Genomic DNA, 24579 nt, shown 5'->3' with positions numbered 1-24579 from the left:
CATAGACTCGCCGTGTGCACGATCCGGCCCCTGTAGCCCGCTTCGGTGGCCTTGTCGCCACCGACCTGCGCGACGTCACCAGCGACCCCACCGCCCTGGACTCCACGGGCTGGTGGGCGGTGGTCGCCTCCTTCGAGGGGCACCTGGTCTGCGCCCGTTTCGGCGACGTGCGGCCCGCCCCCGTGCCCCGCCCCCGGCCGGGACGCTGGCACGGGCCGGGCGCCGGCGCCTGGACGTCGTCCCTGGACCGCGCCGCCTACACCGCGGGCGTGCGGCGCATACGCGAGCACATAGCGGCCGGCGAGGTCTACCAGGCCAACCTCTGCCGCGTGCTCACCGCACCGCTGCCGGACCCGGCCGCCGCCGACCCCGACGAACTGACCGCGCTCCTGGCGCGCGGCAACCCCGCTCCCCACGCCGGCACCGTCCGCCTCCCCGCCCACGGGGTCGAGATCGCCACGGCCTCGCCCGAGCTGTACCTCGCCCGCCGCGGACGCACCGTGGAGTCCCGCCCCATCAAGGGCACCGGACGCACGGCCGCCGACCTGCTGGACAAGGACCACGCCGAGAACGTGATGATCGTGGACCTGGTCCGCAACGACCTCGGCCGCGTCAGCGCCACCGGATCGGTCACCGTCCCCGCCCTGTGCGCCGTCGAGCCGCACCCCGGGCTCGTCCACCTGGTCTCCACCGTCCGCGGCGAACTGGCGCCCGGGGCCGGCTGGGCCGAGCTGCTGGAGCACACCTTCCCGCCCGGATCGGTCACCGGCGCCCCCAAGTCCAGCGCCCTGCGCGTCATCCGCTCCCTGGAGACCGCCCCGCGGGGCCCGTACTGCGGCGGCATCGGCTGGGTGGACGCCGACCGCGGCACCGGGGAACTGGCGGTGGGCATCCGCACCTTCTGGATCGACCGCGCCGCGCCCGGCGGCCCGGCGCTGTGCTTCGGCACCGGCGCCGGGATCACCTGGGGATCGGACCCGGAGCGGGAGTGGGAGGAGACCGAGCTCAAGGCGGAGCGGCTGCTCACGGTAGCGTCGGGGGAGTACGCGAAGACGTCTGCCGCGAGCGGCGCGATCCGGACCACCGGCGCGGCGGGTGCGACAGGCGGGACCGGAGGAGCTGGGGCATGACGCTGATCTGGGTGGACGGAGAACTGCGGGACGCCGACGCCGCGCGGGTGTCCGTGCTCGACCACGGACTGACCGTCGGCGACGGGGTCTTCGAGACGGTCAAGACCGTCGGCGGGCGCACCTTCGCCCTCACCCGCCACCTGGAGCGACTGGCCGTCTCCGCCCGCGGTCTGGGCCTGCCCGAGCCGGACCGGGACGAGGTGAGCCGCGCCTGCGCCACCGTGGTGGAGGCCAACCCCGTGCCGCTGGGCCGGCTGCGGATCACCTACACCGGAGGGCTCTCCCCCCTCGGCTCCGACCGCGGCGACGCCGGGCCCACCCTGGTCGTCGCCCTCGGCGAGGCCAAGCCCCGTCCCGACACCACTGCCGTCGTCACCGTCCCCTGGGTCCGCAACGAGCGCGGCGCGCTGGCCGGCCTGAAGACCACCTCGTACGCCGAGAACGTCGTCGCGCTGGCCCACGCCCACCGGCAGGGCGCCTCGGAGGCCCTGTTCGGCAACACCGTCGGGCAGCTGTGCGAGGGCACCGGCTCCAACGTCTTCGTCGTCCTCGGCGGAGAGCTGCACACCCCGCCGCTCGCCTCCGGCTGCCTCGCCGGGATCACCCGAGCACTGGTGGCCGAGTGGACGGGGGCACAGGAGACCAACCTGCCGGTGGACGTCCTGGAGCGGGCCGAGGAGGTCTTCCTCACCTCCACCCTGCGCGATGTCCAGGCCGTCCACCGGATCGACGGACGCGAACTGCCCTCCGCGCCGGGCCCGGTCACGGCCAAGGCGATGCGGATCTTCGCCGAGCGCTCGGCGGCCGACATCGACCCGTGAGGCGGCGGCCGCACCCCCGGTTCCCCCGGATTCCCCGGTCTTCCCCGAGCCCCGGTGACAGCTGGGCGCCGCGGTGGGTAGAACCCGGGCGATGACCACCACCCTGCGCCCCATCGGACCTGAGCGGCGCGCCGCGGACGGCGCCCGCTCCCGCTCGTACGACATCTGCGTCAACGGCCGCCCCGCGGGCCGTGTGCGCCTGGCCACGGACGAACGCTTCGGCCCGTCGGCCGGCCGAGTCGAGGAGCTCTCCGTCCACGAATCCGACCGCCGCCGGGGCCGGGCCACCGTCGCCGCGCTCGCGGCCGAGGAGGTGCTGCGCGGCTGGGGCTGCCGCCGGATCGAGGCGAGCGTCCCGGCGGACGCCGGCCACGCCCTGCGGCTGACCGCGGCCCTGGGTTACACCGAGCGCAGCCGGAGCATGGCCAAGGAACTGTCCGAGGCGCCCGTGCTGCCCGGCGGCAGCACGGTGCGCCCCCTGGAGGCGGGCGAGTACCCGGCGTGGCTGGAGAGCCGCCGGGAGGCCTACGTCCGCCTCTGGACCGGGTGGGGCATGGACCCCGGGCGGGCCCGCCTCAGGGCCGAGGCGGACCACGCCGAGCTGCTGCCCGACGGACCGGACACCACCGGCACCGCCCTGCGGGTCCTCGTCCACGGGGGAGCGGACGTCGGCACGCTCTGGCTGGCGACGGCCCGTGCGCGCGGATCCGGCGCCTGGGTCTTCGACGTGGAGGTGGCCCCGGCGCACCGCGGCCGGGGCCACGGCCGGACACTGCTGCTCGCCGCCGAGCGCGAGTGCCTGGCGGCCGGGGCGCGCACGCTGGGGCTGAACGTCTTCACGGACAACACCGCGGCCCTGCGGCTGTACGAGTCGCTCGGTCACCGGCCGACCGCCCACCATCTGCACAAGCCGCTGCTCTAGTGCCGCCCGGTCCCCTCCCCGGCTCAGGCCAGCAGCCGGTCGGCGATCTCCTCGATCCGCTCGCGCAGGCCCTCCTGGCTCTTCCCGCCGTCCAGCCGCTCACCGCCGATCACATAGGTCGGGGTGCCGGTGACCCCGATCGCCCGGCCCTCGGCCTGGTCGGCGTCGACGATCAGCAGATGCCGCCCGTCGATCAGGGCGGTGTCCATCTCCTCGGCGTCCAGGCCCAGCTCCCGGGCCACCTCCAGCAGCAGTTCCTCGCCACGCTTCCCCAGCTCCCCGGCACGGGCCAGGACCGCCCCGGCGTACTCGTCGCCGCGGCCCTGCGCGTACGCCTCCTCGGCGGCCTGGGCGGCGGCGTAGGAGTGGCGGTGCTTGTCCAGAGGGAAGTGGCGCAGCCGGATCTCCAGTGCGTCGCCGTACCGCTCGCGCAGCGCGCGCAGGTCGGCCATGGCCCGGTCGCAGTCCGGGCACTGCAGCTCGCACCAGACGTCCAGGACGGGGCGGGTGGGGCGGGTGTCGTTCATGCGGACAAGTCTCCCAGCCCGGCTCCGGGAGGAGAGCGGGAGGTGCGCGAGGTGGCCCTGAGGAGGAGAGGGCCCGGAAATCCCCCCGAGATCGCGGGGCGGAACGTGGCACATCCGGGGTGAGGAGCGGCACGATGGATACATGCTGACCACGACCGTCTGCGCGGCGCTCTCCGCGGCGGGACTGGCCGTCGCCTTCCTGACGGCCTACCGCCGCCGCTTCGCCGCGGCCACCCGCATAGCGGCCCTGTCCCTGGTGCCCGTCGGGCTGGCGATGTCCGGCCTGCTGGGAATGTTCGGCGAGATCGGAGGGGCGGTGGCGGCCTGGGCCTCGGACCTGGTGTTCAAGCCCACGGTCTGGACCGGCTTCGGGGTGCTCGCCGCGGCCTTCGTCCTCTATGTGGTGGGCCGCGCCGCCGGGAGGCGTACGCGTGCCCGCGAGGGCGGTACCGGAACCGGGCGCGGCGCGCGCCGCGCGGCGGAGTCCGGTGCCTCCCGGCCGGCCCTCGGCGGCGAGGGCACCAGGGGAGGCGGGGGCCGTGAGGAGCGGCCCGCGGCGGGGGCGACCGACGCGGACGACTTCTCGGACATCGAAGCGATTCTGAGGAAACACGGCATCTGAATCCGGTGAACCGTGCCCGCACGATGGTGTGTTGAACCGCGCGGCGCTCCGGCCTGCGCCATCATCGCGGCGAGATGCGCGACACCACCGAAACACCCGAGGACCGTGCTCCCGGCCCCCCGCGCGAGGAGGGCTCCGGCGTCCTCCCGGGCGGCCTCCCCGCCGAACTGCCCGAGCCCCGCGGCTGCCTGTTCGCCCTGTCCCAGCCGCCGCTGATGCTCTTCCTGGCCGTCATCGGCGCGCTGGTCCTCCTGGCGGCGGTGCACGACCTTTTCCTGCTCTGACCGCCGCCTGTCGGGCCGGTCAGTTCCCGGAGGCCTCACGCTGCCGCGCCCGGTAGGCGGCCACGTGCAGACGGTTGCCGCAGGTGCGGCTGTCGCAGTACCGGCGCGAGCGGTTGCGGGACAGGTCGACGAAGGCGCGGCGGCAGTCGGGGGCGGCGCAGCGGCGCAGCCGTTCGCGTTCCCCGGCGACGACCAGGAAGGCCAGCGCCATGCCGCCGTCCGCGGCGAGGTGGTCGGCGAGGGAGGCGCCCGGGGCGAAGTAGTGGATGTGCCAGTCGTAGCCGTCGTGGTCGGTGAGCCGGGGCGTGGTGCCGGCGGCGGCCACCAGCGTGTTCACCAGCTCGGCCGCGCGGTGTGCGTCAAAGGCCTCGAAGACCCGCCCGAACTGATCGCGCACGTCCCGTACGGCGGCCAGGTCCGTGTCGTCCAGGGCGCCCACGTCGCTGACGGCGTTGCGTTCCACGAAGGCGCGCAGCGCGCCGGTGTCGGTGAGCGTGTCGGGGGTGTGTTCGTCGGGCGCGGTGTTCAGGAGGTCGACAACGGCGTCGAGAGCGCACCGGGTGTCGTGGTTGATCAGCACGGTCGTCGCTCCCTGGCCGGTTTCTCGTCGGCAGCCCTGCGGGCCTTGCTGCGGTGAGACTCTAGCCCCTCCCGGAAACGGCGACGCCGCCGCCACGGTGGTACGTGGCGGCGGCGTCGCCGTCGCTGGGTGGTGAGGGCCGGGCCCCGAGCCGTCGCCCCGAGTCGGACGGCAGCGGGGTGCCGGCGTCTGTCAGCTCTCCGCGAGGATGTGGGAGAGCTCGGTGTCGAGGTCGAAGTGCCGGTGCTCGGTGCCGGGGGGGACGGCGGCGTCCGTTCGCTTGAGGAAGGATTCCAGGGCCCGCGCGGGGGCCTCCAGCAGCGCCTCGCCCTCCGGCGAGCTGAGAGCGATGCAGACGACGCCCTGACCGTGGCTGCGGGACGGCCAGACACGGACGTCGCCGGTGCCTGTGGGACGGTGCAGGCCTTCGGCGAGGAGGTCGCGGGCGAAGACCCACTCGACGGTCTCCTCGGCGCCGGTGTGGAAGGTGGCGTGCACGGCGTAGGGGTCGGCCGTGTCATACCGCAGGCCCGCGGGTACAGGCAGGGAGGACTCGCTCGATACAACGAGGCGCAGGTGCAGCTCGCAGCTGACCGTGGTGTTCATAAGCGCCAGGGCCTTTCGCTCAGTGTGCGCTCGGGGATTCGCACGTCGGCGAAATCGACATGCCACCTACAGGAGGGGTGTAAACCCCTCTGCCCCTTTTGTTTCCCTTCACATCATTCAGATGGAGGAATGGGGATTTGGCCGGTGGTCTGTTCGGGCGAACGGGGTGGAGGCCTCGGGTAATCTGGGGCGGGTGGAAACCGAGAGTAAGGAACGGGCCCTCGGTTCACGGGCGCCGCGCTTCATCAAGGCGTCCCGGGCGCTCCATCTGAGCTGGCAGGTGGGGGTCTTCCTGGTCGGGCTCGCCATCGTGTTCGCCGGAGTGCTGATGCTGGCGCTGCCGGGGCCGGGCTGGCTGGTGATCTTCACGGGGCTGGCGGTCTGGGCGACGGAGTTCGTCTGGGCCCAGATCGTCCTGCGGTGGACACGGCGGAAGGTGTCCGAGGCGGCCAGGCGCGCGCTCGACCCGAAGGTGCGGCGCCGCAACATGACACTCACGGCGCTCGGTGCGACCGTCGCCGCGGTCCTGGTGGGTCTGTATCTGGCCCGGTATGGGCTGGCGATGCCGTGGGACGTCGCGGGCTGAGCCGGCGAGGTCCCTCCCGGGTGCGCGAGGGGGTCACGAGCAGTCGCTGACATGCGGTAATGTTGTCGCCGCACCCGGGCGATTAGCTCAGCGGGAGAGCGCTTCGTTCACACCGAAGAGGTCACTGGTTCGATCCCAGTATCGCCCACCGAAGGCCGGGGTCCCGGCAGGCTCGGAGCCTGCCGGGACCCCGGCCTCTTCGTGTCCGCCCGCACACGCTCCGGATGCCCGGCGGTGAATTCCGTCCGAACCGTTGACGCCTCTGCCGCACGTCCCTAAGTTGGCCCGGCAAGCGCTTGCCTAAAACGTTTCAAGTAACCGGGGTGGCGGGACGAACCCGCCCGGGAGGGGCGTTTCGATGAGTTCTCGACGGAGCAGGGTCACGGGTCTGCGGGCCATGGGGGCCGGCCTGGCCGCGCTGGGGCTGCTCGCCTCCGGATGCGGCGGCGGCGACACGGGTGCGGACGGCAAGGTGACCATCCGCTACTCCTGGTGGGGTGCGCAGGACCGGGCCGACCTGATCAACAGGACCATAGACCTGTTCGAGAAGGAGAATCCCGGCATCGAGGTCAAGACCGACTTCCAGGAGTACGGCGACTTCTGGACGAAGTTCAACACCCAGGCCGCGGGCGGCAATCCGCCGGACGTCTTCCAGAACTCCTATGCCTTCCTGCGCAAGTACGGCCGGAAGAACCTGCTGCTGGACCTCAACGCCCAGGTGAAGGCGGGCAATCTGAACCTGGACGACTTCCGCCAGGGGCTCGGCAGGGCCGGCGAGATCGACGGGAAGCTGCTGGGCGTGCCGGTGGGAGCAAACACCTTCACCCTCGTCTACGACGTCAAGGCGTTCGAGGAGGCCGGTGTCACCCCCGAGCACGGCTGGACGTGGAAGGACTTCGACGCGGCCGTCAAGAAGATCAGCGAGCCCGGAGAGGAGTTCTGGGGCGCCAGCAGCAACGGCGGCGTGATGTACCTGTACGACCTCTACCTGCGCCAGCAGGACAAGGCGTTCTTCACCGAGGACGGGCTCGGCTTCACCGAGGCCGACCTGAGGAAGTGGTGGGGCGACCACCGCGCCAAGCTCGACGACGGGCTGCTCGTCCCGGCCAAGCAGGCCGCACAGGTCCTGCCCAAGTCCGAGGTCAGCGCCGGTCTGTCGGCCGCCGAGTTCACCTGGGACAACTTCCTGGCGCGCTACGCCTCCGAGACGGACAGGGAACTCGCCCTGGCGCCGATTCCGACCATGGACGGCGAGCGCACCGCGCAGTACCTCTCCTCGCTGATGCTCAGCGCCTCCGCCCGGACCGAGCACCCGGAGGAGGTCGCCAAGTTCATCGACTTCATGGTCAACGACCCCGAGGTCGGGAAGATCATGGGCTACAACCGCGGGGTGCTGCCGACCAACGCGCAGTTCGAGGCCTACGAGCCCGAGGGGCCCGACGCCAAGATCGCCGAGTACGAGCAGAGCGTCACCGACTACCTGGAGCCGATCACGCCCCACCCGGCCGGGACCGACACCGTCGAGGCCGCCTTCCTGAGCATCTACCGCTCGATGGCGCAGGGCTCCGTGTCCGTCGACGAAGCGGTGTCCCAGTTCTTCGACGAGGCCAAGACCGCCCTCGGCTCCTGATCCGAGGAGAACGTCCCGTGATGCGTACCGAAACCCCCGCACCGGCCGGGACGGAGGAGGAGCGGGCGGCGGGGAACCCCCGCCGCCCCGATCCCTCCGCCCCCGCCTCCCGGCCCGCCGCCACCGCGCGGCGGCGGGCCCGCCGGGAGACCCTGGCCGGCTACCTGTTCCTCTCCCCGTGGTGCGTCGGCATCCTGCTGCTGACGCTGGGGCCGATGCTCGTCTCCCTCTATCTGGCCTTCACCGACTACAACCTCTTCGACTCGCCCCGCTGGGTGGGCCTGGAGAACTTCTCCGAGATGTTCTCCGACGGCCGCTGGTGGACGTCGGTGCGGGTCACGGCCGTGTTCGTGCTGGTCGCCACCCCGCTCAAGCTCGCGGTCGCGCTCGGCGTGGCGATGCTGCTGGTCCGGCCCCGCAAGGGGCAGGGCTTCTACCGCTCGGCGTTCTACGCCCCCTCGCTGATCGGGGCGAGCGTGAGCATCGGCATCGTCTGGCGAGCACTGTTCCAGGACGACGCGGTCGTCGACCGCTCCCTGAGCCTGTTCGGCTGGGACGGCGGCGGCTGGGTCGGCGACCCGGACTGGTCGATACCCACCCTGATCGCCCTGTCGGCCTGGCAGTTCGGCGCGCCGATGGTGATCTTCCTGGCCGGTCTCAAGCAGGTGCCGCGCGAGCTGTACGAGGCGGCGGAGGTGGACGGCGCCGGCGCCTGGCGGCGGTTTCGCTCCATCACCCTGCCGATGATCTCCCCGGTGCTCTTCTTCAACCTGCTGCTGGAGATCATCCACTCCTTCCAGATCTTCACCTCCGCGCTCGTGATCGCCGGACCCGGCGGGCGCGCGGGCGGCCCCGGCGACTCGCTGCTCGTCTACACCTGGTACCTGTACGAGCAGGGCTTCTCCAACCTGCGCATGGGCTACGCCTCCGCGATGGCCTGGATGCTGCTCGCCGGGATCGCCGTGGTGACCGCCGTGCTGTTCTGGTCCCAGCGCCGCTGGGTGCACTACGAGGAGGGGGGCCGATGAGCGCGCCCACCGGTACCGTCCGTCCCGCCCGCCCCTCGCGCGGCGGGGCCAACGCCTCGGCGCGCCGCAGGGCGCGGTCGGTCCTGTGGCACCTGGGGGCACTGGCCCTCCTGGCCGTGGTGCTCTACCCGGTCGTCTGGGTGCTGGGAGGCTCCCTCAAACCGGGCGACGAGATCGTGGGCAGCCTGGAACTGCTGCCCACCGACCCGATCACCGACAACTACGAGCGGCTCGCCGACGGGATCGCGGGCATCGGCATCGAGACGTTCTTCGTGAACTCGCTGCTGGTCGCGCTGGGGTCGGTGGCCGGTGTACTGATCTCCTGCTCCCTGGCCGCGTACGCCTTCGCCCGGATCCGCTTCGCGGGCCGCAACGTGCTGTTCGCGCTGATGATCGGCACTCTGCTGCTGCCGGTCCACGTGCTGCTGGTGCCGCAGTACGTGCTGTTCCAGAAGATGGAACTGGTCAACACCTATGTGCCGCTGCTGCTGGGCAAGTTCCTCGCGGTGGACGCCTTCTTCGTCTTCCTGATGGTGCAGTTCATGCGCAACCTCCCCAGGGAACTGGACGAGGCGGCCCGCATCGACGGCTGCGGCCACTGGCGGATCTACTGGACGATCGTGCTGCCGCTGTGCCGCCCGGCGCTGATCACCAGTGCCATCTTCAGCTTCATCTGGGCCTGGAACGACTTCCTCGGGCCGCTGATCTACCTCAACGAGCCCGACAAGTACACCGTCTCGCTCGGCCTGAAGATGTTCATGGACCAGGACAGCCTCGCCGACTACGGAGGCATGATCGCCATGTCGGTCGCGGCCCTGCTGCCGGTGCTGCTGTTCTTCCTCGCCTTCCAGCGCTACCTCGTCGAGGGCGCGGCCACCTCGGGGCTCAAGGGATGAGCGGGACGAACGCCGCGGCGCGGGCTTTTGCGAACGTCCCCCCGGACGCCCCTCCGGACATCTCTCCGGACACCGCCAGGGGCGCCTCTCCGGACACCGCCACGGACACCGCCGCCGGCACGGACCGGAGGCCCCTCGCCGCCCGGTTCGCGCTCTTCGCCGAGTGCCTGCTGGCCGGGGTGTGGCTGCTGCTCGCCGCGCTCGCGCTGGTGACGGCGCTGCCCGCGTTCGCCGCCGCCTGCGGGCATCTGCGGCGCCACCTGGACGCCGAGCAGGCCGGATGGCGGGAGTTCGCCGCCGAGTGGGCGGCCGCCGTACGGGCTGGCTGGCGGTTCTCGCTGCTGTGGTGGGCCGCCCTGGCGCTGCTCGCCTTCGATCTGCGGGTGGTCTCCTCCGGGCTGCTGCCCGGTGGCCCCGCGGTGGCCGCGGTCGGCGCCACCGCGGCGGTGGCCGCGGTGGCCGTGGTGGTGGCCGGGCTGCGCACCGCCGCCGCCTGGCGGCCCGGCGACGACTGGGCCCGTACCGGCCGGGCGGCGGCCCGGCGCACCCTGCGCACCGAACCGGGCGGCTCGCTGCTGCTGGCCGGGGGACTGGCCGTGGTCGTCGTCGCCGCCTGGATGCTGCCGCCCCTGGCCGCCCCGGCGCTCGGCTGCCTGGCCGCCTGCGCGGTCGCCGCCGAGCGCCGGTACGGCCGCACCTGACCGCGCCTTTCCGGTCCGGCCGCCGCGGTACCACCGCCGGCGGTCGCGACCCCTGTCTGTCATGCCCCTGACATAGGGGCGAGCGGGACAGGTACGGCACCCGCGCCTGGCGCGAGTTCTTCACCAAGGACGCCTGGGGGTACAGCGAGTCCTCCCCGTGGAGGACGGAGAGGAGCAGCGGGCCCATGGCCCTGGTCGAGGGCAGCGGGGCCGCCTGGGTGGACACCAACACCACCGCCCTGTACGGCCTGGCCGCCATCCAGAACCTCGCCCTGATCGGGGATCTCCTCCCCGAGTGAGGCCGTACCGGACCGGGGCGGACGGTCCAGGCTCCCGTCCGCCCCTCCCGGCCTTCCCGTCCCGGTACGGCGCGCCGGTCAGCGCATCCGGCCCACCGCGCGGCGCAGCCGCCGGGCCTCCCGCAGCCGCCGCTCGTAGGTCGCGCCGACGAGCAGGAGCAGCACGCCCGCGGCGGCCGGCGGCACCCAGCGGGGCAGGAGCCCGGCCACCTGGACGACATGGGGGGCCAGTTCGTGCACGGCGACCAGCGCGGCGGTGCCCCCGCCCATCAGCAGCGGAGCCTTCAGCCGCGACCGTGCGCCCAGCACGGTCAGGGCCAGCGCGGCGGCGCCCAGCAGCAGCGGGCGCGGCCAGTGCGCGTCCACCCAGACCGCCGCCAGGCTCGGCACCAGGGTCGTCGCCAGCCCGGGGCCGTACGCCGCCCAGGAGGAGACCTCCGGACGGATCCGGTGCAGATGGCCGATGGCCAGCACGGGGACGGTGACCGGCAGGGTGTACGCCTCCGGCGAGGTCACCTCCCAGCTCCCCAGCCGCACCCACCAGGCCAGCACCAGCAGCGCGCCCCCCGCGTACGCCGCGACCGGCCGGCGCTCCGCGCGCAGCGCCACGCCCCCCGCGGCCACCCCGCACAGGGCCAGGGCCAGGGAGAGCGCGACGGGCTCCGCGACCGTCAGCACGACGGCCGCGGCGGCGACGGCGTACCCGGCGCACTCCACCGGCACCCCGGCCGGACACGCCCGCAGCCGGGCCGCCAGGGGCACCGTGGCGACCGCGACGCCCAGCACCGCGAACGCCGTCCGGTGCGGCGGTACGTCCAGGGCCAGGGGCAGGGCGGCCGCGAACGCGCCCGACCACACCACCGCCGCCACGGCCGCCACCGGACCCACCGCCGCGTCGGCACGCGCGACCACCGCGGCACCGGCGAAGGCGGCGGCCAGCGCGCCCAGGACGGCCACCGTCATCGCCGGTTCGGCCAGGGACCAGCCACTCACCGCCACGGCCGCCGCCACCGCCGCCACCAGCGCGGTCACAGGAGCCGCCCCGGCCGTACCCGCCAGGGGCGGGCTCACCGGGACCGCCAGCAGCAGCACCACCAGTGCCACCAGCAGCACCACGGCCACCCGGTAGGGCAGGTCCAGCACCACCGGCAGCACGGCCGCCGCCGCGCCCGCCACCGCCAGCGCGCCCCCACAAGCCCGTACGCGCCACTCCCGCGGCATCCGCGCCCCCGCCCCCAGGCCCCGGCCCACCGCGGCCGCCGCCACCGCCAGCGTGCCCAGCACCACCGGCAGCGCCATCCCGTACGGCCAGCCCAGCCCCGGAGCGACCGCGGCCCGGGCGCCCCGCGGCGCACCGTCCCACACCCTGAACACCCAGCCCAACGGCCCCAGCACCAGCCGTGCCACGGCGGGCAGCGCCCACAGCGCCGCGCCGGCGCACACCGCTGCGGCCGCCAGCCGCAGCCCCGCCGCCACGGACCGTTCCCCCACCGGGGCCGCCCCCAGCGCCAGCGCGCACAGCAGGAAGCCCAGCACCGGCCACCCCGGCTCCGGTAGCGCCCCCACCCTCCACAGTGCGCCGCCGCCCGCCACCAGCACGGCCAGCCCCGCCACCGCCGCCGGCACCACGGCGGCCGGTGCCACCGCCGCGGGGGCCGCCGCGTCCGCGCGGGCGGCGCCGCGGGCGAGACGGCGGGCCGCGTACAGCAGCACCGCCGCGGCCGCCGCGAGCAGCGCCGCGGCGTGCGCCGACTCGGCCCAACCCGCGGCCCTCAGGGCCAGTACGGCGGAGGTCAGCAGCCCCGGAGCCCCCAGCGCACAGCCCGCGACGAGTGCCGTCACCGCCGGCGCCCGCCGTCCGCGCCCGGCGCGCCGCCCGGCACACCACAGCGCCACCGCCGTGTCACCGGCCGCCGTGGCCAGCAGCGCCCAGGAGAGCGCGTACGGGCCGCCGTCCGCGCTCAAAACCCACAGTGGCAGCGGGAGTTGGGCCAGGCACAGGGCGACGGGCAGCGGGCCGCGCAGCCGCGGCAGCGCCGCCCCGTAGCCCGCCCAGAGCGCGGCGGTCACCGCCGCCGCCACCGCCGCGTAGCCGGCGCCGCCGGCCTCCGGCAGCGCCACCCGGTGCAGTGCGTAGGCGTCGAGCAGCAGTAGGACCAGCCCCAGCGACGCCACCGCCTCGGCCGTCGCGGTCAGTTTGCGGCGGAGCAGTGGTGCGGGCACGCCGAGCGCCAGCAGCGTCAGCGCGCCCAGTACCGCGGAGCGCCCCCCGATACCCAGCGTGCCCCAGCTCACCAGCGTGAAGGCGGTCACCGCGACCGCCAGCAGCGCCCCGCCGAGGGCCAGCAGCACGTTCCGCGCGGCCGGCGGTGCGGCCGGCGGTGCGGCCGGGGCGATCGGGGTGGACGAGCCGACCGAAGCGGCATCCGCCCGGCCACCGCTCCCGGAACCGGAAGCGCGCAGCCCGGCCAGCAACTCCTGGCGCGTGGCGAGCAGTCCGGTGCGCCGGGCCTCCAGCCGCCACAGCTCCGCGTCGATCTCCAGCACCCGCTGCGGCACCGGACCGGTGAGCGGCAGCGCGCACCGTGGGCAGACGGCCCCCGGAGCACCGGGAGCGAGCGGCAGGGAACAGCCGGGGCAGTAGGCGGGCGGCGGGAGGTTCGGCATGAGCGGAGTGTGGCGTGTACGAGGGCGGGCGGGCATGCGCGGTGGTACTCAGGGCCGCATGAGTACCACCGGGCCCGGTGTGGAGGGAGGGGGACGCGGTGGGCCGGGTGGCACCCCCGGCGGTGGCCGCGGGTGGGTGAGACCGTCCGGTGGGAGGGAGCGGGAAGGAGTTTGGATGAACACCCGCGATCCCTGTATGGTTCTCGTCGTGCCGCAGGGCACACAGGGGCGATTAGCTCAGTGGGAGAGCGCTTCGTTCACACCGAAGAGGTCACTGGTTCGAACCCAGTATCGCCCACCGCCCGGGAGGCCGGTTCCGTCCGACGGAACCGGCCTCCCGCGTTTCGCGCCCGTGTTCCCGGCCCGCCCCCGACAGCCCCCGGCCGTTCTCAGACGGCGGCCGGGACCTCCGTCCGTAGCGGCCACGCCGGATCGACCGTCTCGTCGGAACCGTTGCGGGCGAACCACGCCTGCAGCCCGCGCGCCTGGGCCGCGTGCCAGACCGACTGCAGGGTGTGCAGCTCGGCCGGGGACAGCGAGGACAGCCGCCGCGCGTGGCGGCGCCCCACCTCCCGCACGACCTCGAGCGCCGCGGCGGCGTCGGCGGCCGCGTCATGGGCCTCGGCCAGTTCCACGCCGTAGTGCTCGCACAGCGCGGCCAGGGTGCGGCGGCCCTTGCGGTAGCGGTCCAGATGCTTGTCCAGCACCCGCGGGTCCAGCACGCACAGCGCGGGCGAGGCGACGGCATCGGTCAGCGAGGCGCCGCCGTGCCGCCGCAGCTCCCGGTCCAGCAGCGTCAGATCGAACGGCGCGTTCATCACCACCAGCGGCATCCCCTCGGAAGCGCGCTCCGCCAGGGCCGCCGCGATCTCCCCGACCACGTCCGCCGGGCGGCGGCCGTGCTCGCGCAGATGCTCCCCGGTCAGACCGTGCACCGCCGCCGCCCCCTCGGGCACCGGCACCCCCGGATCCACCAGCCAGCGCACGGCGCGCACCTCGGCCCCCGGCGCGTCCTGTACCACCAGCGCGGCCGAGACGATCCGGTCCCGCTCCGGGTCCACCCCCGTGGTCTCGGTGTCGAATGCGGCGAGCGGTCCCTCGTACCACACCGTCATGCTCTGCTTCCCCTCCGTGTCGAGACCGGGACCGTCCCGGTGGGCGGGCGCACACGGCGGCGCGTACGCCCGTCGCCCGTCTTGATACCTCACCCCGCTCGCGGCCAACCCCGGCGCCCCTGGACCGTGCCGCAACCGTTTCGCGGCGGGGGCGTCCGGCTCGGTACGATTCACGGTGCGCGGCGATCGTCCGCGCCTCGGGCGGATCCCGAGACGGGGAGACCCGAGACGACAGCAGTCAGGAGAGACCGGTGACGGACGTCCGTGTGATCATCCAACGCGATTCCGAGCGGGAAGAGCGCGTGGTGACCACGGGCACCACGGCCGCCGATCTCTTCGCCGGCGACCGCTCGATCGTCGCCGCCCGCATCGGCGGGCAGCTGAGGGACCTGGCGTACGCCGTCGCCGACGGCGACGAGGTCGAGCCCGTGGAGATCTCCTCCGAGGACGGGCTGAACATCCTGCGGCACTCCACCGCACACGTCATGGCCCAGGCCGTGCAGGACCTCTTCCCCGAGGCCAAGCTCGGCATCGGCCCGCCGATCAAGGACGGCTTCTACTACGACTTCGACGTCGCCGAGCCGTTCACCCCGGACGATCTGAAGCGCATCGAGAAGCGGATGCAGGAGATCGTCAAGCGCGGCCAGCGCTTCTCCCGTCGTGTGACCGACGACGAGGCGGCCCGCGAGGAGCTGGCCGGCGAGCCGTACAAGCTGGAGCTGATCGGGCTCAAGGGCAACGCGGCCGAGGCCGCCGAGGGCGCGTCGGCCGAGGTCGGCGCGGGCGAGCTGACCATCTACGACAACCTCGACGCCAAGACCGGCGAGCTGTGCTGGAAGGACCTGTGCCGCGGTCCGCACCTGCCCACCACCCGCACCATCCCGGCGTTCAGGCTGATGCGGTCGGCCGCCGCGTACTGGCGGGGCAGTGAGAAGAACCCGCAGCTCCAGCGGATCTACGGCACCGCCTGGCCGTCCAAGGACGAGCTGAAGGCGTACCTGGAGTTCCTGGCCGAGGCAGAGAAGCGCGACCACCGCAGGCTCGGCGCGGAACTGGACCTGTTCTCCATCCCCGAGGAGATCGGCTCCGGCCTGGCCGTCTTCCACCCCAGGGGCGGCATTATCCGCCGCACCATGGAGGACTACTCGCGCAGGCGGCACGAGGAGGCGGGCTACGAGTTCGTCTACACCCCGCACGCCACCAAGGGGAAGCTGTTCGAGAAGTCGGGCCACCTGGACTGGTACGCCGACGGCATGTACCCGCCCATGCAGCTCGACGAGGGCGTGGACTACTACCTCAAGCCCATGAACTGCCCCATGCACAACCTGATCTTCGACGCGCGGGGGCGCTCCTACCGCGAACTGCCGCTACGGCTGTTCGAGTTCGGCACCGTGTACCGCTACGAGAAGTCGGGCGTCGTCCACGGCCTGACCCGGGCGCGGGGCTTCACCCAGGACGACGCGCACATCTACTGCACCAGGGAGCAGATGGCGGACGAGCTCGACTCGCTGCTGACCTTCGTGCTGAACCTGCTGCGCGACTACGGTCTGGAGGACTTCTACCTGGAGCTGTCCACCAAGGACCCGGAGAAGTTCGTCGGGACGGACGAGAACTGGGAGGAGGCCACCGAGATTCTGCGCCGGGCCGCCGGGAAGCAGGGCCTGGATCTGGTCATGGACCCGGGCGGCGCCGCCTTCTACGGGCCGAAGATCTCGGTGCAGGCACGTGACGCCATCGGCCGGACCTGGCAGATGTCGACCATCCAGGTCGACTTCAACCTCCCCGAGCTCTTCGACCTGGAGTACACCGCCCCCGACGGCTCCCGGCAGCGGCCGGTGATGATCCACCGCGCGCTGTTCGGCTCCATCGAGCGCTTCTTCGCCGTGCTGCTGGAGCACTACGCGGGCGCCTTCCCGGCCTGGCTGGCCCCGGTCCAGGCGGTCGGCATCCCGATCGGCGACACCCATGTGCCCTACCTGGAGGAGTTCGCGGCCCGGGCGAAGGCGAAGGGGCTGCGGGTGGAGGTGGACTCCTCCTCGGACCGGATGCAGAAGAAGATCAGGAACGCGCAGAAGAGCAAGGTGCCGTTCATGGTCATCGCCGGCGACGACGACATGGCGGCGGGCGCGGTCAGCTTCCGCTACCGCGACGGCTCGCAGAAGAACGGTGTGCCGCTCGACGAGGCGATCGCGGAGATCGTCAGGGCCGTCGAGGACCGCGTCCAGGTCTGAGCACCGCACGCAGGGCGTGCTTCCGGGGCGACGCCGCCCCGGAAGCACGCCCTGCGCCGTCGCCCGGCCCCACCGGCCCGCCGCGGACCGGTGAAGTCCTATGCTGGCCCGCATGAGCAGCGAGCCGGAGCAGCAGATCGGAGTGGGGTCGCCGGACGCCTTCCAGCGCCTGTGGACGCCCCACCGGATGGCCTACATCCAGGGGGAGAACAAGCCGAGCGGCCCGGGCGCCGGTGACGGCTGCCCGTTCTGCACGATCCCGGCCAAGTCCGACGAGGACGGGCTGGTGATCGCCCGCGGCGAGCTGGTGTACGCGGTGCTCAACCTCTACCCGTACAACGGCGGCCACTTGATGGTGGTGCCCTTCCGGCACGTCGCCGACTACACCGACCTCACCGATCAGGAGACGGTGGAACTGGGCGACTACACCAAGCGGGCCATGAAGGCGCTGCGCGCGGCCTCCGGGGCGCAGGGGTTCAACATCGGCATGAACCAGGGCGAGGTCGCGGGCGCCGGGATCGCCGCCCACCTCCACCAGCACATCGTGCCGCGCTGGGGAGGCGACACCAACTTCATGCCGGTGGTGGGCCACACCAAGGTGCTGCCGCAGCTGCTGGCCGACACCCGGCGCATGCTGGCCGAGAAGTGGCCCGCCGGGGCCTGAGCCCGGGCGCCGCCCGCGCCCCTCGGGGGCGCGGGCGGATCAGACGTTGTACACGTCGGCGTTGCCCGGCTCGGCCGACTGCACCTGGCCGCTGAGGTTCAGGGAACGGGCGCCGAACTTCTCGATGTCCACGTTGTTCTCCTTCAGCACCTTCAGGGCCGCCGCGTGCACCACCCGCAGCACCGGGGTGGCCGCGCGCAGGGCGTCGTCGGCCATGAAGCGGTGGCGCCAGGGCTTGTCGGCCCACACGTGCCGCAGCCCGAAGGGCTCGGGAAGGCTCAGCTTGCCGCCCAGGAAGTCCAGCACCGGCGGGAACCACGTCAGCGGGGCGCGCACCGCCAGCCGCACCACCTCGCTGGGCTGGATCAGCGGCAGCTCGATGTCCTTGGTCTCCCAGAACCGGACGGTCTTGGAGACCGTCTTCTTCCTCGGTGACGGCTTGGAGAAGAACACCGAGTTGACCGGGCCGAGCGCGTGGCCGGTGACCTCGATGCGCAGGGTGTGGTGCAGCACGGTGACGCTGATCAGCAGGTTGAGCACGAGCTGGCCGTCCCACAGCACGAACTGGACGCCGAGGTAGTGGCGGTTTCCGCTGCCGAACTGCTGCTCGTTGCAGATCCGCTGGACCTCGAACTCCTTGACGCTGTACGCCTCGACGTTCTGGCCGTCGGGCCGGGAGACACCCGAGGCGCCCTCCCCGACCGGGACGACCACCCAGTGCCGTACGGAGGGCTTGGGGAAACCGCCGGTGTGCAGCGGGGTGCGCTCCAGCATCCGCAGCTGGTCGTGGATCGCGCGCGCCACGTCCCAGCTGCGGAAGGGGTTGATCTCGGTTCCGGGGGAGGCCGGCACCAGCTCCTCGGCCAGCTGCCAGCTGCCCCAGCGGGGGCCCATGCCGAGTATCCCCTTGGGACCGGCGTAGAAGACCACGTTGCTGCGCTGCTCGGCCGCCAGCTTGGCCAGATTCAGCCTTATGCTCTCCGCGCCCGCGTCGCCGGGGGCGTGCGGCACCGCCTCGGGGATCTTGGCGCCGATGCCGCCGCCCGACAGCAGGCCCTCCCAGCGGGAGCGCAGGTCCTTGGCGTAGCGCTCGCAGATCTGCTTGGCCAGCAGCCAGCCCACGACCGGGGCGACCAGCATCACGCGCAGGTAGATCGCCCAGAAACCGGTGAACGGCAGCCTCAGCACGAAGACCCCCACCAGCACGCCGAGCGCGACGAGTACGCCCATGCCCAGCGCACCGGCCCGGCGGTCCTGCGCGCCCGCCAGCGTCCGGCGCAGCTGGAAGCCCCCGAGCCAGAGCAGGACACCGGGCAGGAAGAGCACCCCGAAGAGCACCATCACCGCCGTCAGCCGGGCGTCGCGCTCCCGGCGGATGCGGTTGGCCGCCAGGCAGTGCTCGACCACGACCTGCGGCTCGCAGCCGAAGGACTGGATCATCGCCTTGCGCGCACCGCCGAGCATCCGCGACTGGACCGCGCGGGAGAAGGCCTCGCCCAGGTTCGGCTCGAACAGCGAGAAGCGGGGCGCGGAGACCTTGGCGGCGTCGTTCGCCGCGAGCAGGTCCGTCACCGGGCCGTCGCGGTAGGCGGCCGAGGCCAGCGCCTGGGTGGGGGCGGTCTGCCCGCCGCCCGCGCCGGTCAAGGGGACCTGCGCGCCGGGACTGAAGTCGTACGCGCCGCCCTCGACGTCATCGAAGCCCGCCAATGGTGCCCCCACTCCGCTCGCGCCGTCCGACGTCAGGCTCGTACCGACCGTTCCCAACCACGGCCCGCCGCACACCTGTTGGTGCCCGTCCGTGCCGCGCCCGACGCCGCGGCGTTCAGCGTACCGTCACCGGGGGGTCACGCCACGCGGCTTTCGGCCTCCCCGCGGATCCGCTCTGCCACCTGGCGCGGCACCGGTTCGTGCCGGAGGAAGGAGCGGGAGAAGCGGCCCGTGCCGTGCGAGAGGGAGCGCAGGTCCACCGCGTAGCGGCCGATCTCCGACTGGGGGACCTCCGCGCGCACCAGGGTGCTGCCGCCGGGGACCTGTTCGGTGCCCACCACCCGGCCGCGCCGCCCCGACAGATCGCTCATCACCGCGCCCACGTACTCGTCGGCGACCGTCACCCGCACCTCGTCGACCGGCTCCAGCAGATGGATCCGCGCGCCGGCGGCGGCCTCGCGCAGGGCCAGGGCGCCCGCCGTCTGGAAGGCGGCGTCGGAGGAGTCCACCGAGTGCGCCTTGCCGTCGACGAGGGTGACGCGTACGTCCACCAGCGGGTGACCGGTGGCCACCCCGCGCGCGGCCTGGGCCCGCACGCCCTTCTCCACCGAAGGGATGAACTGGCGCGGCACCGCGCCTCCCACCACCTCGTCGGCGAACTCGACGCCCGAGCCGGCCGGCAGCGGCTCCACGGTGATCTCGCAGACGGCGTACTGGCCGTGGCCGCCGGACTGCTTGACGTGCCGGCCGCGCGCGGCGGCCCGCTCGGCGAAGGTCTCGCGCAGGGCGACCCGGTGGGCCACGGCGTCGACCCGGACGCCGTAGCGGGTGCGCAGCCGCTCCAGCGCCACGTCCCGGTGGGCCTCGCCCATGCACCACAGCACCAGCTGACGGGTGTCGGGGTTCTGCTCCAGGCGCAGGGTGGGATCCTCGGCGGTCAGCCGGGCCAGCCCCTGGGAGAGCCTGTCCTCGTCGCTCCTGGCGTGCGCCTCGACGGCCACCGGCAGTAGCGGGTCGGGCATCACCCACGGCTCCATCACCAGCGGGTCGCCCCTGTCCGACAGGGTGTCGCCGGTCTCGGCGCGGGAGAGTTTGGCGACACAGGCCAGATCGCCCGCCACGGCCTTCGGCAGATGGCGCTGCTGTCCGCCGAAGGGGCTGGTCAGGGCGCCGACGCGTTCGTCCGCGTCATGGGGCTGCCCGGTGGGGGCGCCCTCGCGGTCGGTCAGGCCGTGGCCGCACACGTGCACGGGTACGTCCGGGCGCAGGGTGCCGGAGAAGACCCGCACCAGGGACATCCGCCCGACGTAGGGGTCGGAGGAGGTCCTGATCACCTCGGCGGCCAGCGGGCCGTCGGGGTCGCACTCCAGCGGGGGCCGGGGCCGGCCGTCGGGGGCGGTGACCGGGGGGACCTCGCGTTCCCCGGGGGTGGGGAAGCCGCGGGTGACCAGCTCCAGCAGCTCCACCGTGCCCAGGCCCTGCCGGGCTCCCTCCGCGGCGGGGGCCGCGGCCAGGACGGGGTGGAACACCCCGCGGGCGACGGCCTTCTCCAGGTCCCGCACCAGCGTCTCCACCTCGACGTCCGCTCCGCCGAGGTAGCGGTCCATCAGGGTCTCGTCCTCGCTCTCGGCGATGATGCCCTCGATCAGCCGGGCGCGGGCGCCGGCGATCAGCGGGAGGTGCTCGGGATCCGGGTCGCGCTCGGCGCGCTCGCCGACGGAGTAGTCGCAGATCCGCTGCGACAGCAGCCCGACCAGCCCGGCGACCGGCGCGTGCCCGTCGGGCCGCCCTTCCGGCGGATCCCCGTGCAGGGGCAGGTACAGCGGGAGCACGGCGTCGGGGTCGTCGCCGCCGAAGACTCGCCGGCAGACGTCGGTCATCTCCTCGAAGTCGGCGCGCGGGGCCTCCAGGTGGGTGACGACGATGGCGCGCGGCATCCCGACCCCGGCGCACTCCTCCCACACCAGCCGGGTCGCCCCGTCCACGCCGTCGGCGGCCGAGACGACGAAGAGGGCCGCGTCCGCCGCCCGCAGACCGGCCCGCAGCTCCCCGGTGAAGTCGGCGTAGCCGGGGGTGTCCAGGAGATTGACCTTGACGCCGTCCCACTCCACGGGGACCAGGGAGAGCTGGACCGAGCGCTGTTGCCGGTGCTCGATCCCGTCGTGGTCGGAGACGGTGGTGCCGTCCTCGACCCTGCCCGCCCGGAGCAGCGCGCCCGAGGTCTGGGCGAGCGCCTCGACCAGTGTCGTCTTCCCCGCGCCGCTGTGGCCGACCAGCACCACGTTCCGTATGGAGCCGGGCCGGTCGGCCACCGGCGCCCTTCCCGCGGCTCCGGTGTGCGTACTCGTCCTGTCGCCCATGTCCTCCGCCTCCCGGTCCGCGCGGCTGGGTCGGATGGTCGTGTGCCGGATCGCACCACAGGTGCTCCTTCGAGCTTTCCACCGCTACCGGAGTCCGTCCATACGTGGCATTCGCCGCCATCGGGAGTACTCGGGATAAACATGATCTCCACCGAAGAAACCTGACCATGGGGGCGGAAGCGGAGCCTTCGCCCACCCTCGCGCGGCCGCGGTCGCGGGCGCCGTGACGCACCGGCGGCGCTCCGGGGGCGGCTGGCTACGATGGGCGCGCCGACGGCCCCCCGGCCGCCGGCCCACCTCGACCTCCGGGAAGGCCATGCTGAACAAGTACGCGCGTGCGTTCTTCACGCGTGTTCTCACACCGTTCGCCGCTCTGCTCCTCCGGCTGGGGGTCAGCCCCGACACGGTCACGCTCATCGGCACCGGTGGAGTCATGGCGGGGGCGCTGGCCTTCTTCCCCCGCGGCGAGTTCTTCTGGGGCACCGTCGTCATCACCCTGTTCGTCTTCTCCGACCTGGTCGACGGCACCATGGCGCGGCAGTCGGGCCGCTCCAGCCGCTGGGGCGCCTTTCTCGACTCCACCCTCGACCGCGTCGCCGACGCGGCCGTCTTCGGCGGCATCGCGCTGTGGTACGCGGGCGGGGGCGGCGACCCGGTGCTGTGCGCGGTGGCCATCTTCTGTCTGGCCAGTGGCCAGGTCGTGTCGTACACCAAGGCACGCGGCGAGAGCATCGGCCTGCCGGTGAACGTCAACGGCCTGGTCGAGCGCGCCGAGCGGCTGGTGATCACCCTGGTGTGCGCCGGGCTCGCCGGCTTCGAGACCACTTTCGGCGTCCCCTACATCGGGATCCTGCTGCCCGTCGCCCTGTGGGTGGTGGCCGTGGGCAGCCTGGTGACGATCCTGCAGCGGATGGTGACGGTCCGGCGGGAGGCCGCCGAGGCCGACGCCGGCCGGGCCGGGGGAGGCGCCGCCTCCGCCGGGAGGAAGGCCGCGGGGCCGGGGCGCGACGGGGCCGCCGCGACCGAGCAGGGAGGCGGCGGCTCATGAGGGAACGGATGACCGACACCCTGTACGGGCTGGGCTGGGGCGCGGTCAAGCGCCTCCCCGAACCCGCGGCCGCGGCCCTGGGCCGCACCATCGCCGACGCCGCCTGGCGGCGCCGGGGCCAGGGGGTGCTGCGCCTGGAGGCCAACTACGCCCGGGTGGTCCCCGGTGCGGGCCCCGAGCGGCTGGCCGAGCTGTCCCGGGCGGGCATGCGCTCGTACCTGCGCTACTGGATGGAGTCCTTCCGGCTGCCGGTGTGGGACGCGGCGCGCATCCGCGGCGGGGTCGAGGTCACCGACCTGCACCGGCTCACCGACACGCTCGGCTCCGGCCGCGGCGTGATCCTGGCGCTGCCGCACATGGGCAACTGGGACCTGGCCGGCGCCTACCTCACCACCGGCCTGGGCATCCCGTTCACCACCGTCGCCGAGCGTCTCAGGCCCGAAACCCTGTACGACCGCTTCGTCGCCTACCGCGAGGGCCTGGGCATGGAGGTGCTGCCGCACACCGGCGGCGCGGCCTTCGGCACCCTGGCCCGGCGGCTGCGCGCGGGCGGGCTGGTGGCACTGGTGGCCGACCGGGACCTGTCCTCCTCCGGAGTCGAGGTCGACTTCTTCGGGGAGCCCGCCCGGATGCCCGCCGGCCCCGCCATGCTGGCGATGCAGACCGGGGCCGTACTGCTGCCGGCGTACCTGTGGTTCGACGAGACGCCCGTGATGAAGGGACGCGTCCTGCCGCCGGTCCAGGCGCCCGCCGAAGGCACCCGCAAGGAGAAGGCCGCCGCCATGACCCAGGCGGTGGCGGACGGCTTCGCGGCGGGCATCGCCGAGCACCCCGAGGACTGGCACATGCTGCAGAGACTGTGGTCGGCGGATCTCGCACCGCGGACCGGGACGGAGACCGGAGCCGGGACGGAACCGGGGCCCGCCGGCCCCGGTCCGGCCGGCGGGGAGGCGGGGAAGCGGTGAGGATCGGCATCGTCTGCCCCTACTCCTGGGACGTCCCCGGTGGCGTCCAGTTCCACATCCGGGACCTGGCCCAGCACCTCACCGGCCTCGGGCACGAGGTGTCCGTCCTCGCCCCGGCCGAGGAGGAGACCCCTCTGCCGCCGTACGTCGTGCCGGCCGGGCGGGCCGTCCCCGTCCCGTACAACGGCTCGGTCGCCCGGCTGAACTTCGGCTTCCTGTCGGCTGCGAGGGTGCGCCGCTGGGTGCACGAGGGCGCCTTCGACGTGCTGCACATCCACGAGCCCGCCACGCCCTCGCTCTCCCTGCTCGCCTGCTGGGCGGCGCAGGGGCCGATCGTGGCCACCTTCCACACCTCCAACCCGCGCTCACGGGCGATGATCGCCGCCTATCCGATCCTGCAGCCCGCGCTGGAGAAGATCAGCGCGCGGATCGCAGTCAGCGAGTACGCCCGCCGCACCCTGGTCGAGCACCTGGGCGGGGACGCGGTCGTCATCCCCAACGGCGTGGACGTGGGTTTCTTCGCGGACGCCGAGCCCAAGGCCGAGTGGCAGGGCCGCGACGGCGGGAACACCATCGGCTTCATCGGGCGCATCGACGAGCCCCGCAAGGGCCTGCCGGTGCTGATGAGAGCGCTGCCGCGCATCATCGCCGAGCGCCCCGGCACCCGCCTGCTGGTGGCCGGGCGCGGCGACGAGGAGGAGGCCGTCGCCGGCCTGCCGCGTGAGCTGCGCGACCGCGTGGAGTTCCTGGGCATGGTCAGCGACGAGGACAAGGCGCGGCTGCTGCGCAGTGTGGACCTGTACATCGCCCCCAACACCGGCGGCGAGTCCTTCGGCATCATCCTGGTGGAGGCGATGTCGGCCGGGGCCCCGGTGCTCGCCAGCGATCTGGACGCCTTCGCCCAGGTGCTGGACGGGGGAGAGGCCGGCGAGCTGTACGCCAACGAGGACGCCGGCGCGCTGGCCGCCACCGCGGTGCGCCTGCTGGGCGACCCGCGCCGCCGCGCGGCGCTGCGCGAGCGCGGCGGCCGCCATGTACGCCGCTTCGACTGGTCCACCGTCGGAGCGGACGTCCTGTCCGTCTACGAGACCGTCACCGACGGCGCCGCCTCGGTCGCGCCGGACGAGCGGGTGGGGCTGCGGGCCCGGCTGGGCCTGGCCCGCGACTGAACCGAGGGGAACCTTCCGACC

At 73.5% G+C, this 24579-nt stretch carries 22 protein-coding genes, 2 tRNA genes and 1 pseudogene; 18 read left to right on the top strand and 7 right to left on the bottom strand.

The features are described from left to right. Window positions 1-14: 14 nt before the first annotated feature. The 3 genes from BM237_RS18595 (at window position 15) to BM237_RS18585 (ending at window position 2873) form a co-directional block, all read left to right on the top strand. Complete coding sequence (locus BM237_RS18595; RefSeq protein WP_093850827.1) at window positions 15-1130, top strand: chorismate-binding protein; 1116 nt, start codon at window positions 15-17, stop codon at window positions 1128-1130. Then, window positions 1127-1951 (top strand): aminotransferase class IV, encoded by an 825-nt coding sequence (locus BM237_RS18590; RefSeq protein ID WP_093850826.1) that lies wholly within the window; start codon window positions 1127-1129, stop codon window positions 1949-1951. The genes BM237_RS18595 and BM237_RS18590 overlap by 4 nt, the downstream gene beginning before the upstream one ends. Before the next feature lie 91 nt (window positions 1952-2042). Then, window positions 2043-2873, top strand: a complete 831-nt coding sequence (locus BM237_RS18585) for a GNAT family N-acetyltransferase (RefSeq protein ID WP_093850825.1) — start codon at window positions 2043-2045, stop codon at window positions 2871-2873. Between the two features lie 23 nt (window positions 2874-2896). Here BM237_RS18585 and BM237_RS18580 read toward each other — a convergent pair whose 3' ends face one another. Next, complete coding sequence (locus BM237_RS18580) at window positions 2897-3400, bottom strand: DsbA family protein (RefSeq protein WP_093850824.1); 504 nt, start codon at window positions 3398-3400, stop codon at window positions 2897-2899. Window positions 3401-3542: 142 nt separating this feature from the next. Between BM237_RS18580 and BM237_RS18575 the strand changes: the two genes are divergently transcribed. Together BM237_RS18575 and BM237_RS18570 are read left to right on the top strand one after the other, a co-directional pair. Beyond that, window positions 3543-4022, top strand: a complete 480-nt coding sequence (locus BM237_RS18575; RefSeq protein ID WP_093850823.1) for a hypothetical protein — start codon at window positions 3543-3545, stop codon at window positions 4020-4022. Between the two features lie 74 nt (window positions 4023-4096). After that, entirely contained in the window at window positions 4097-4306 is a 210-nt protein-coding gene (locus tag BM237_RS18570; RefSeq protein ID WP_093850822.1) for a hypothetical protein, read from the top strand. A gap of 19 nt (window positions 4307-4325) precedes the next feature. Here BM237_RS18570 and BM237_RS18565 read toward each other — a convergent pair whose 3' ends face one another. After that, entirely contained in the window at window positions 4326-4886 is a 561-nt protein-coding gene (locus BM237_RS18565; RefSeq protein ID WP_093850821.1) for a CGNR zinc finger domain-containing protein, read from the bottom strand. A 192-nt stretch (window positions 4887-5078) separates the two neighbouring features. Further along, window positions 5079-5492 (bottom strand): SsgA family sporulation/cell division regulator, encoded by a 414-nt coding sequence (locus BM237_RS18560; protein ID WP_003959770.1) that lies wholly within the window; start codon window positions 5490-5492, stop codon window positions 5079-5081. Between the two features lie 121 nt (window positions 5493-5613). Between BM237_RS18560 and BM237_RS18555 the strand changes: the two genes are divergently transcribed. The 7 genes and pseudogenes from BM237_RS18555 to BM237_RS30035 form a co-directional block, all read left to right on the top strand. Then, window positions 5614-6078 (top strand): TIGR02611 family protein, encoded by a 465-nt coding sequence (locus tag BM237_RS18555; RefSeq protein WP_093850820.1) that lies wholly within the window; start codon window positions 5614-5616, stop codon window positions 6076-6078. A 76-nt stretch (window positions 6079-6154) separates the two neighbouring features. Further along, window positions 6155-6226, top strand: a tRNA-Val gene (locus BM237_RS18550). Between the two features lie 210 nt (window positions 6227-6436). Continuing rightward, a complete protein-coding gene (locus BM237_RS18545) occupies window positions 6437-7708 on the top strand; it encodes an ABC transporter substrate-binding protein (protein WP_093850819.1) in 1272 nt (423 codons plus the stop codon). A gap of 20 nt (window positions 7709-7728) precedes the next feature. Further along, window positions 7729-8736, top strand: coding sequence for a carbohydrate ABC transporter permease (locus BM237_RS18540; RefSeq protein WP_093850818.1), 1008 nt, complete (start codon window positions 7729-7731; stop codon window positions 8734-8736). Further along, a complete protein-coding gene (locus BM237_RS18535; protein ID WP_093850817.1) occupies window positions 8733-9632 on the top strand; it encodes a carbohydrate ABC transporter permease in 900 nt (299 codons plus the stop codon). Before BM237_RS18540 ends, BM237_RS18535 begins: the two co-directional genes overlap by 4 nt. After that, a complete protein-coding gene (locus BM237_RS18530) occupies window positions 9629-10333 on the top strand; it encodes a hypothetical protein (RefSeq protein WP_245793736.1) in 705 nt (234 codons plus the stop codon). Before BM237_RS18535 ends, BM237_RS18530 begins: the two co-directional genes overlap by 4 nt. Before the next feature lie 89 nt (window positions 10334-10422). After that, window positions 10423-10632: pseudogene (locus tag BM237_RS30035) on the top strand (exo-rhamnogalacturonan lyase family protein); the annotation flags it as partial. A gap of 78 nt (window positions 10633-10710) precedes the next feature. Here BM237_RS30035 and BM237_RS28775 read toward each other — a convergent pair. After that, a complete protein-coding gene (locus tag BM237_RS28775) occupies window positions 10711-13299 on the bottom strand; it encodes an SCO7613 C-terminal domain-containing membrane protein (protein WP_139238128.1) in 2589 nt (862 codons plus the stop codon). Window positions 13300-13525: 226 nt separating this feature from the next. On the opposite strand from BM237_RS28775, the gene BM237_RS18515 reads away from it, so the two are divergent. After that, window positions 13526-13597: transfer RNA gene (locus BM237_RS18515), tRNA-Val, on the top strand. A gap of 91 nt (window positions 13598-13688) precedes the next feature. Here BM237_RS18515 and BM237_RS18510 read toward each other — a convergent pair. Beyond that, window positions 13689-14414: an exonuclease domain-containing protein gene (locus BM237_RS18510; RefSeq protein ID WP_093850816.1), complete on the bottom strand. Its 726-nt coding sequence runs from the start codon at window positions 14412-14414 to the stop codon at window positions 13689-13691. Window positions 14415-14665: 251 nt separating this feature from the next. Here BM237_RS18510 and thrS point away from each other — a divergent pair, with 251 nt between their 5' ends. Together thrS and BM237_RS18500 are read left to right on the top strand one after the other, a co-directional pair. Further along, window positions 14666-16645 (top strand): threonine--tRNA ligase, encoded by a 1980-nt coding sequence (thrS, locus tag BM237_RS18505; protein WP_093850815.1) that lies wholly within the window; start codon window positions 14666-14668, stop codon window positions 16643-16645. 100 nt (window positions 16646-16745) lie between these two features. Continuing rightward, window positions 16746-17309, top strand: a complete 564-nt coding sequence (locus BM237_RS18500; protein WP_093850814.1) for an HIT family protein — start codon at window positions 16746-16748, stop codon at window positions 17307-17309. A 39-nt stretch (window positions 17310-17348) separates the two neighbouring features. Here BM237_RS18500 and BM237_RS18495 read toward each other — a convergent pair whose 3' ends face one another. Both BM237_RS18495 and BM237_RS18490 read right to left on the bottom strand, forming a co-directional pair. Continuing rightward, window positions 17349-19016, bottom strand: coding sequence for an AbeC-like domain-containing protein (locus BM237_RS18495; protein WP_093850813.1), 1668 nt, complete (start codon window positions 19014-19016; stop codon window positions 17349-17351). 137 nt (window positions 19017-19153) lie between these two features. Then, window positions 19154-21376 carry an elongation factor G-like protein EF-G2 gene (locus BM237_RS18490; protein ID WP_093850812.1) on the bottom strand — a complete coding sequence of 741 codons (2223 nt, stop codon included), beginning with the start codon at window positions 21374-21376 and terminating at the stop codon, window positions 19154-19156. 316 nt (window positions 21377-21692) lie between these two features. Between BM237_RS18490 and pgsA the strand changes: the two genes are divergently transcribed. From pgsA to BM237_RS18475, 3 genes are read left to right on the top strand one after another with little or no spacing between them, the layout of a single operon-like run. Continuing rightward, entirely contained in the window at window positions 21693-22424 is a 732-nt protein-coding gene (pgsA, locus tag BM237_RS18485) for a phosphatidylinositol phosphate synthase (protein ID WP_093850811.1), read from the top strand. Continuing rightward, on the top strand, window positions 22421-23389 hold the full coding sequence (locus BM237_RS18480) for a phosphatidylinositol mannoside acyltransferase (protein WP_093850810.1): 969 nt from the start codon (window positions 22421-22423) through the stop codon (window positions 23387-23389). The genes pgsA and BM237_RS18480 overlap by 4 nt, the downstream gene beginning before the upstream one ends. Beyond that, window positions 23386-24558 (top strand): glycosyltransferase family 4 protein, encoded by a 1173-nt coding sequence (locus BM237_RS18475; protein WP_093850901.1) that lies wholly within the window; start codon window positions 23386-23388, stop codon window positions 24556-24558. Before BM237_RS18480 ends, BM237_RS18475 begins: the two co-directional genes overlap by 4 nt. Window positions 24559-24579 lie beyond the last annotated feature (21 nt).

It is taken from the genome of Streptomyces mangrovi (genome assembly GCF_900114215.1).
Taxonomy (GTDB): Bacteria; Actinomycetota; Actinomycetes; order Streptomycetales; family Streptomycetaceae; genus Streptomyces; species Streptomyces barkulensis.
This window is presented reverse-complemented; position numbering and strand designations above follow the sequence as displayed.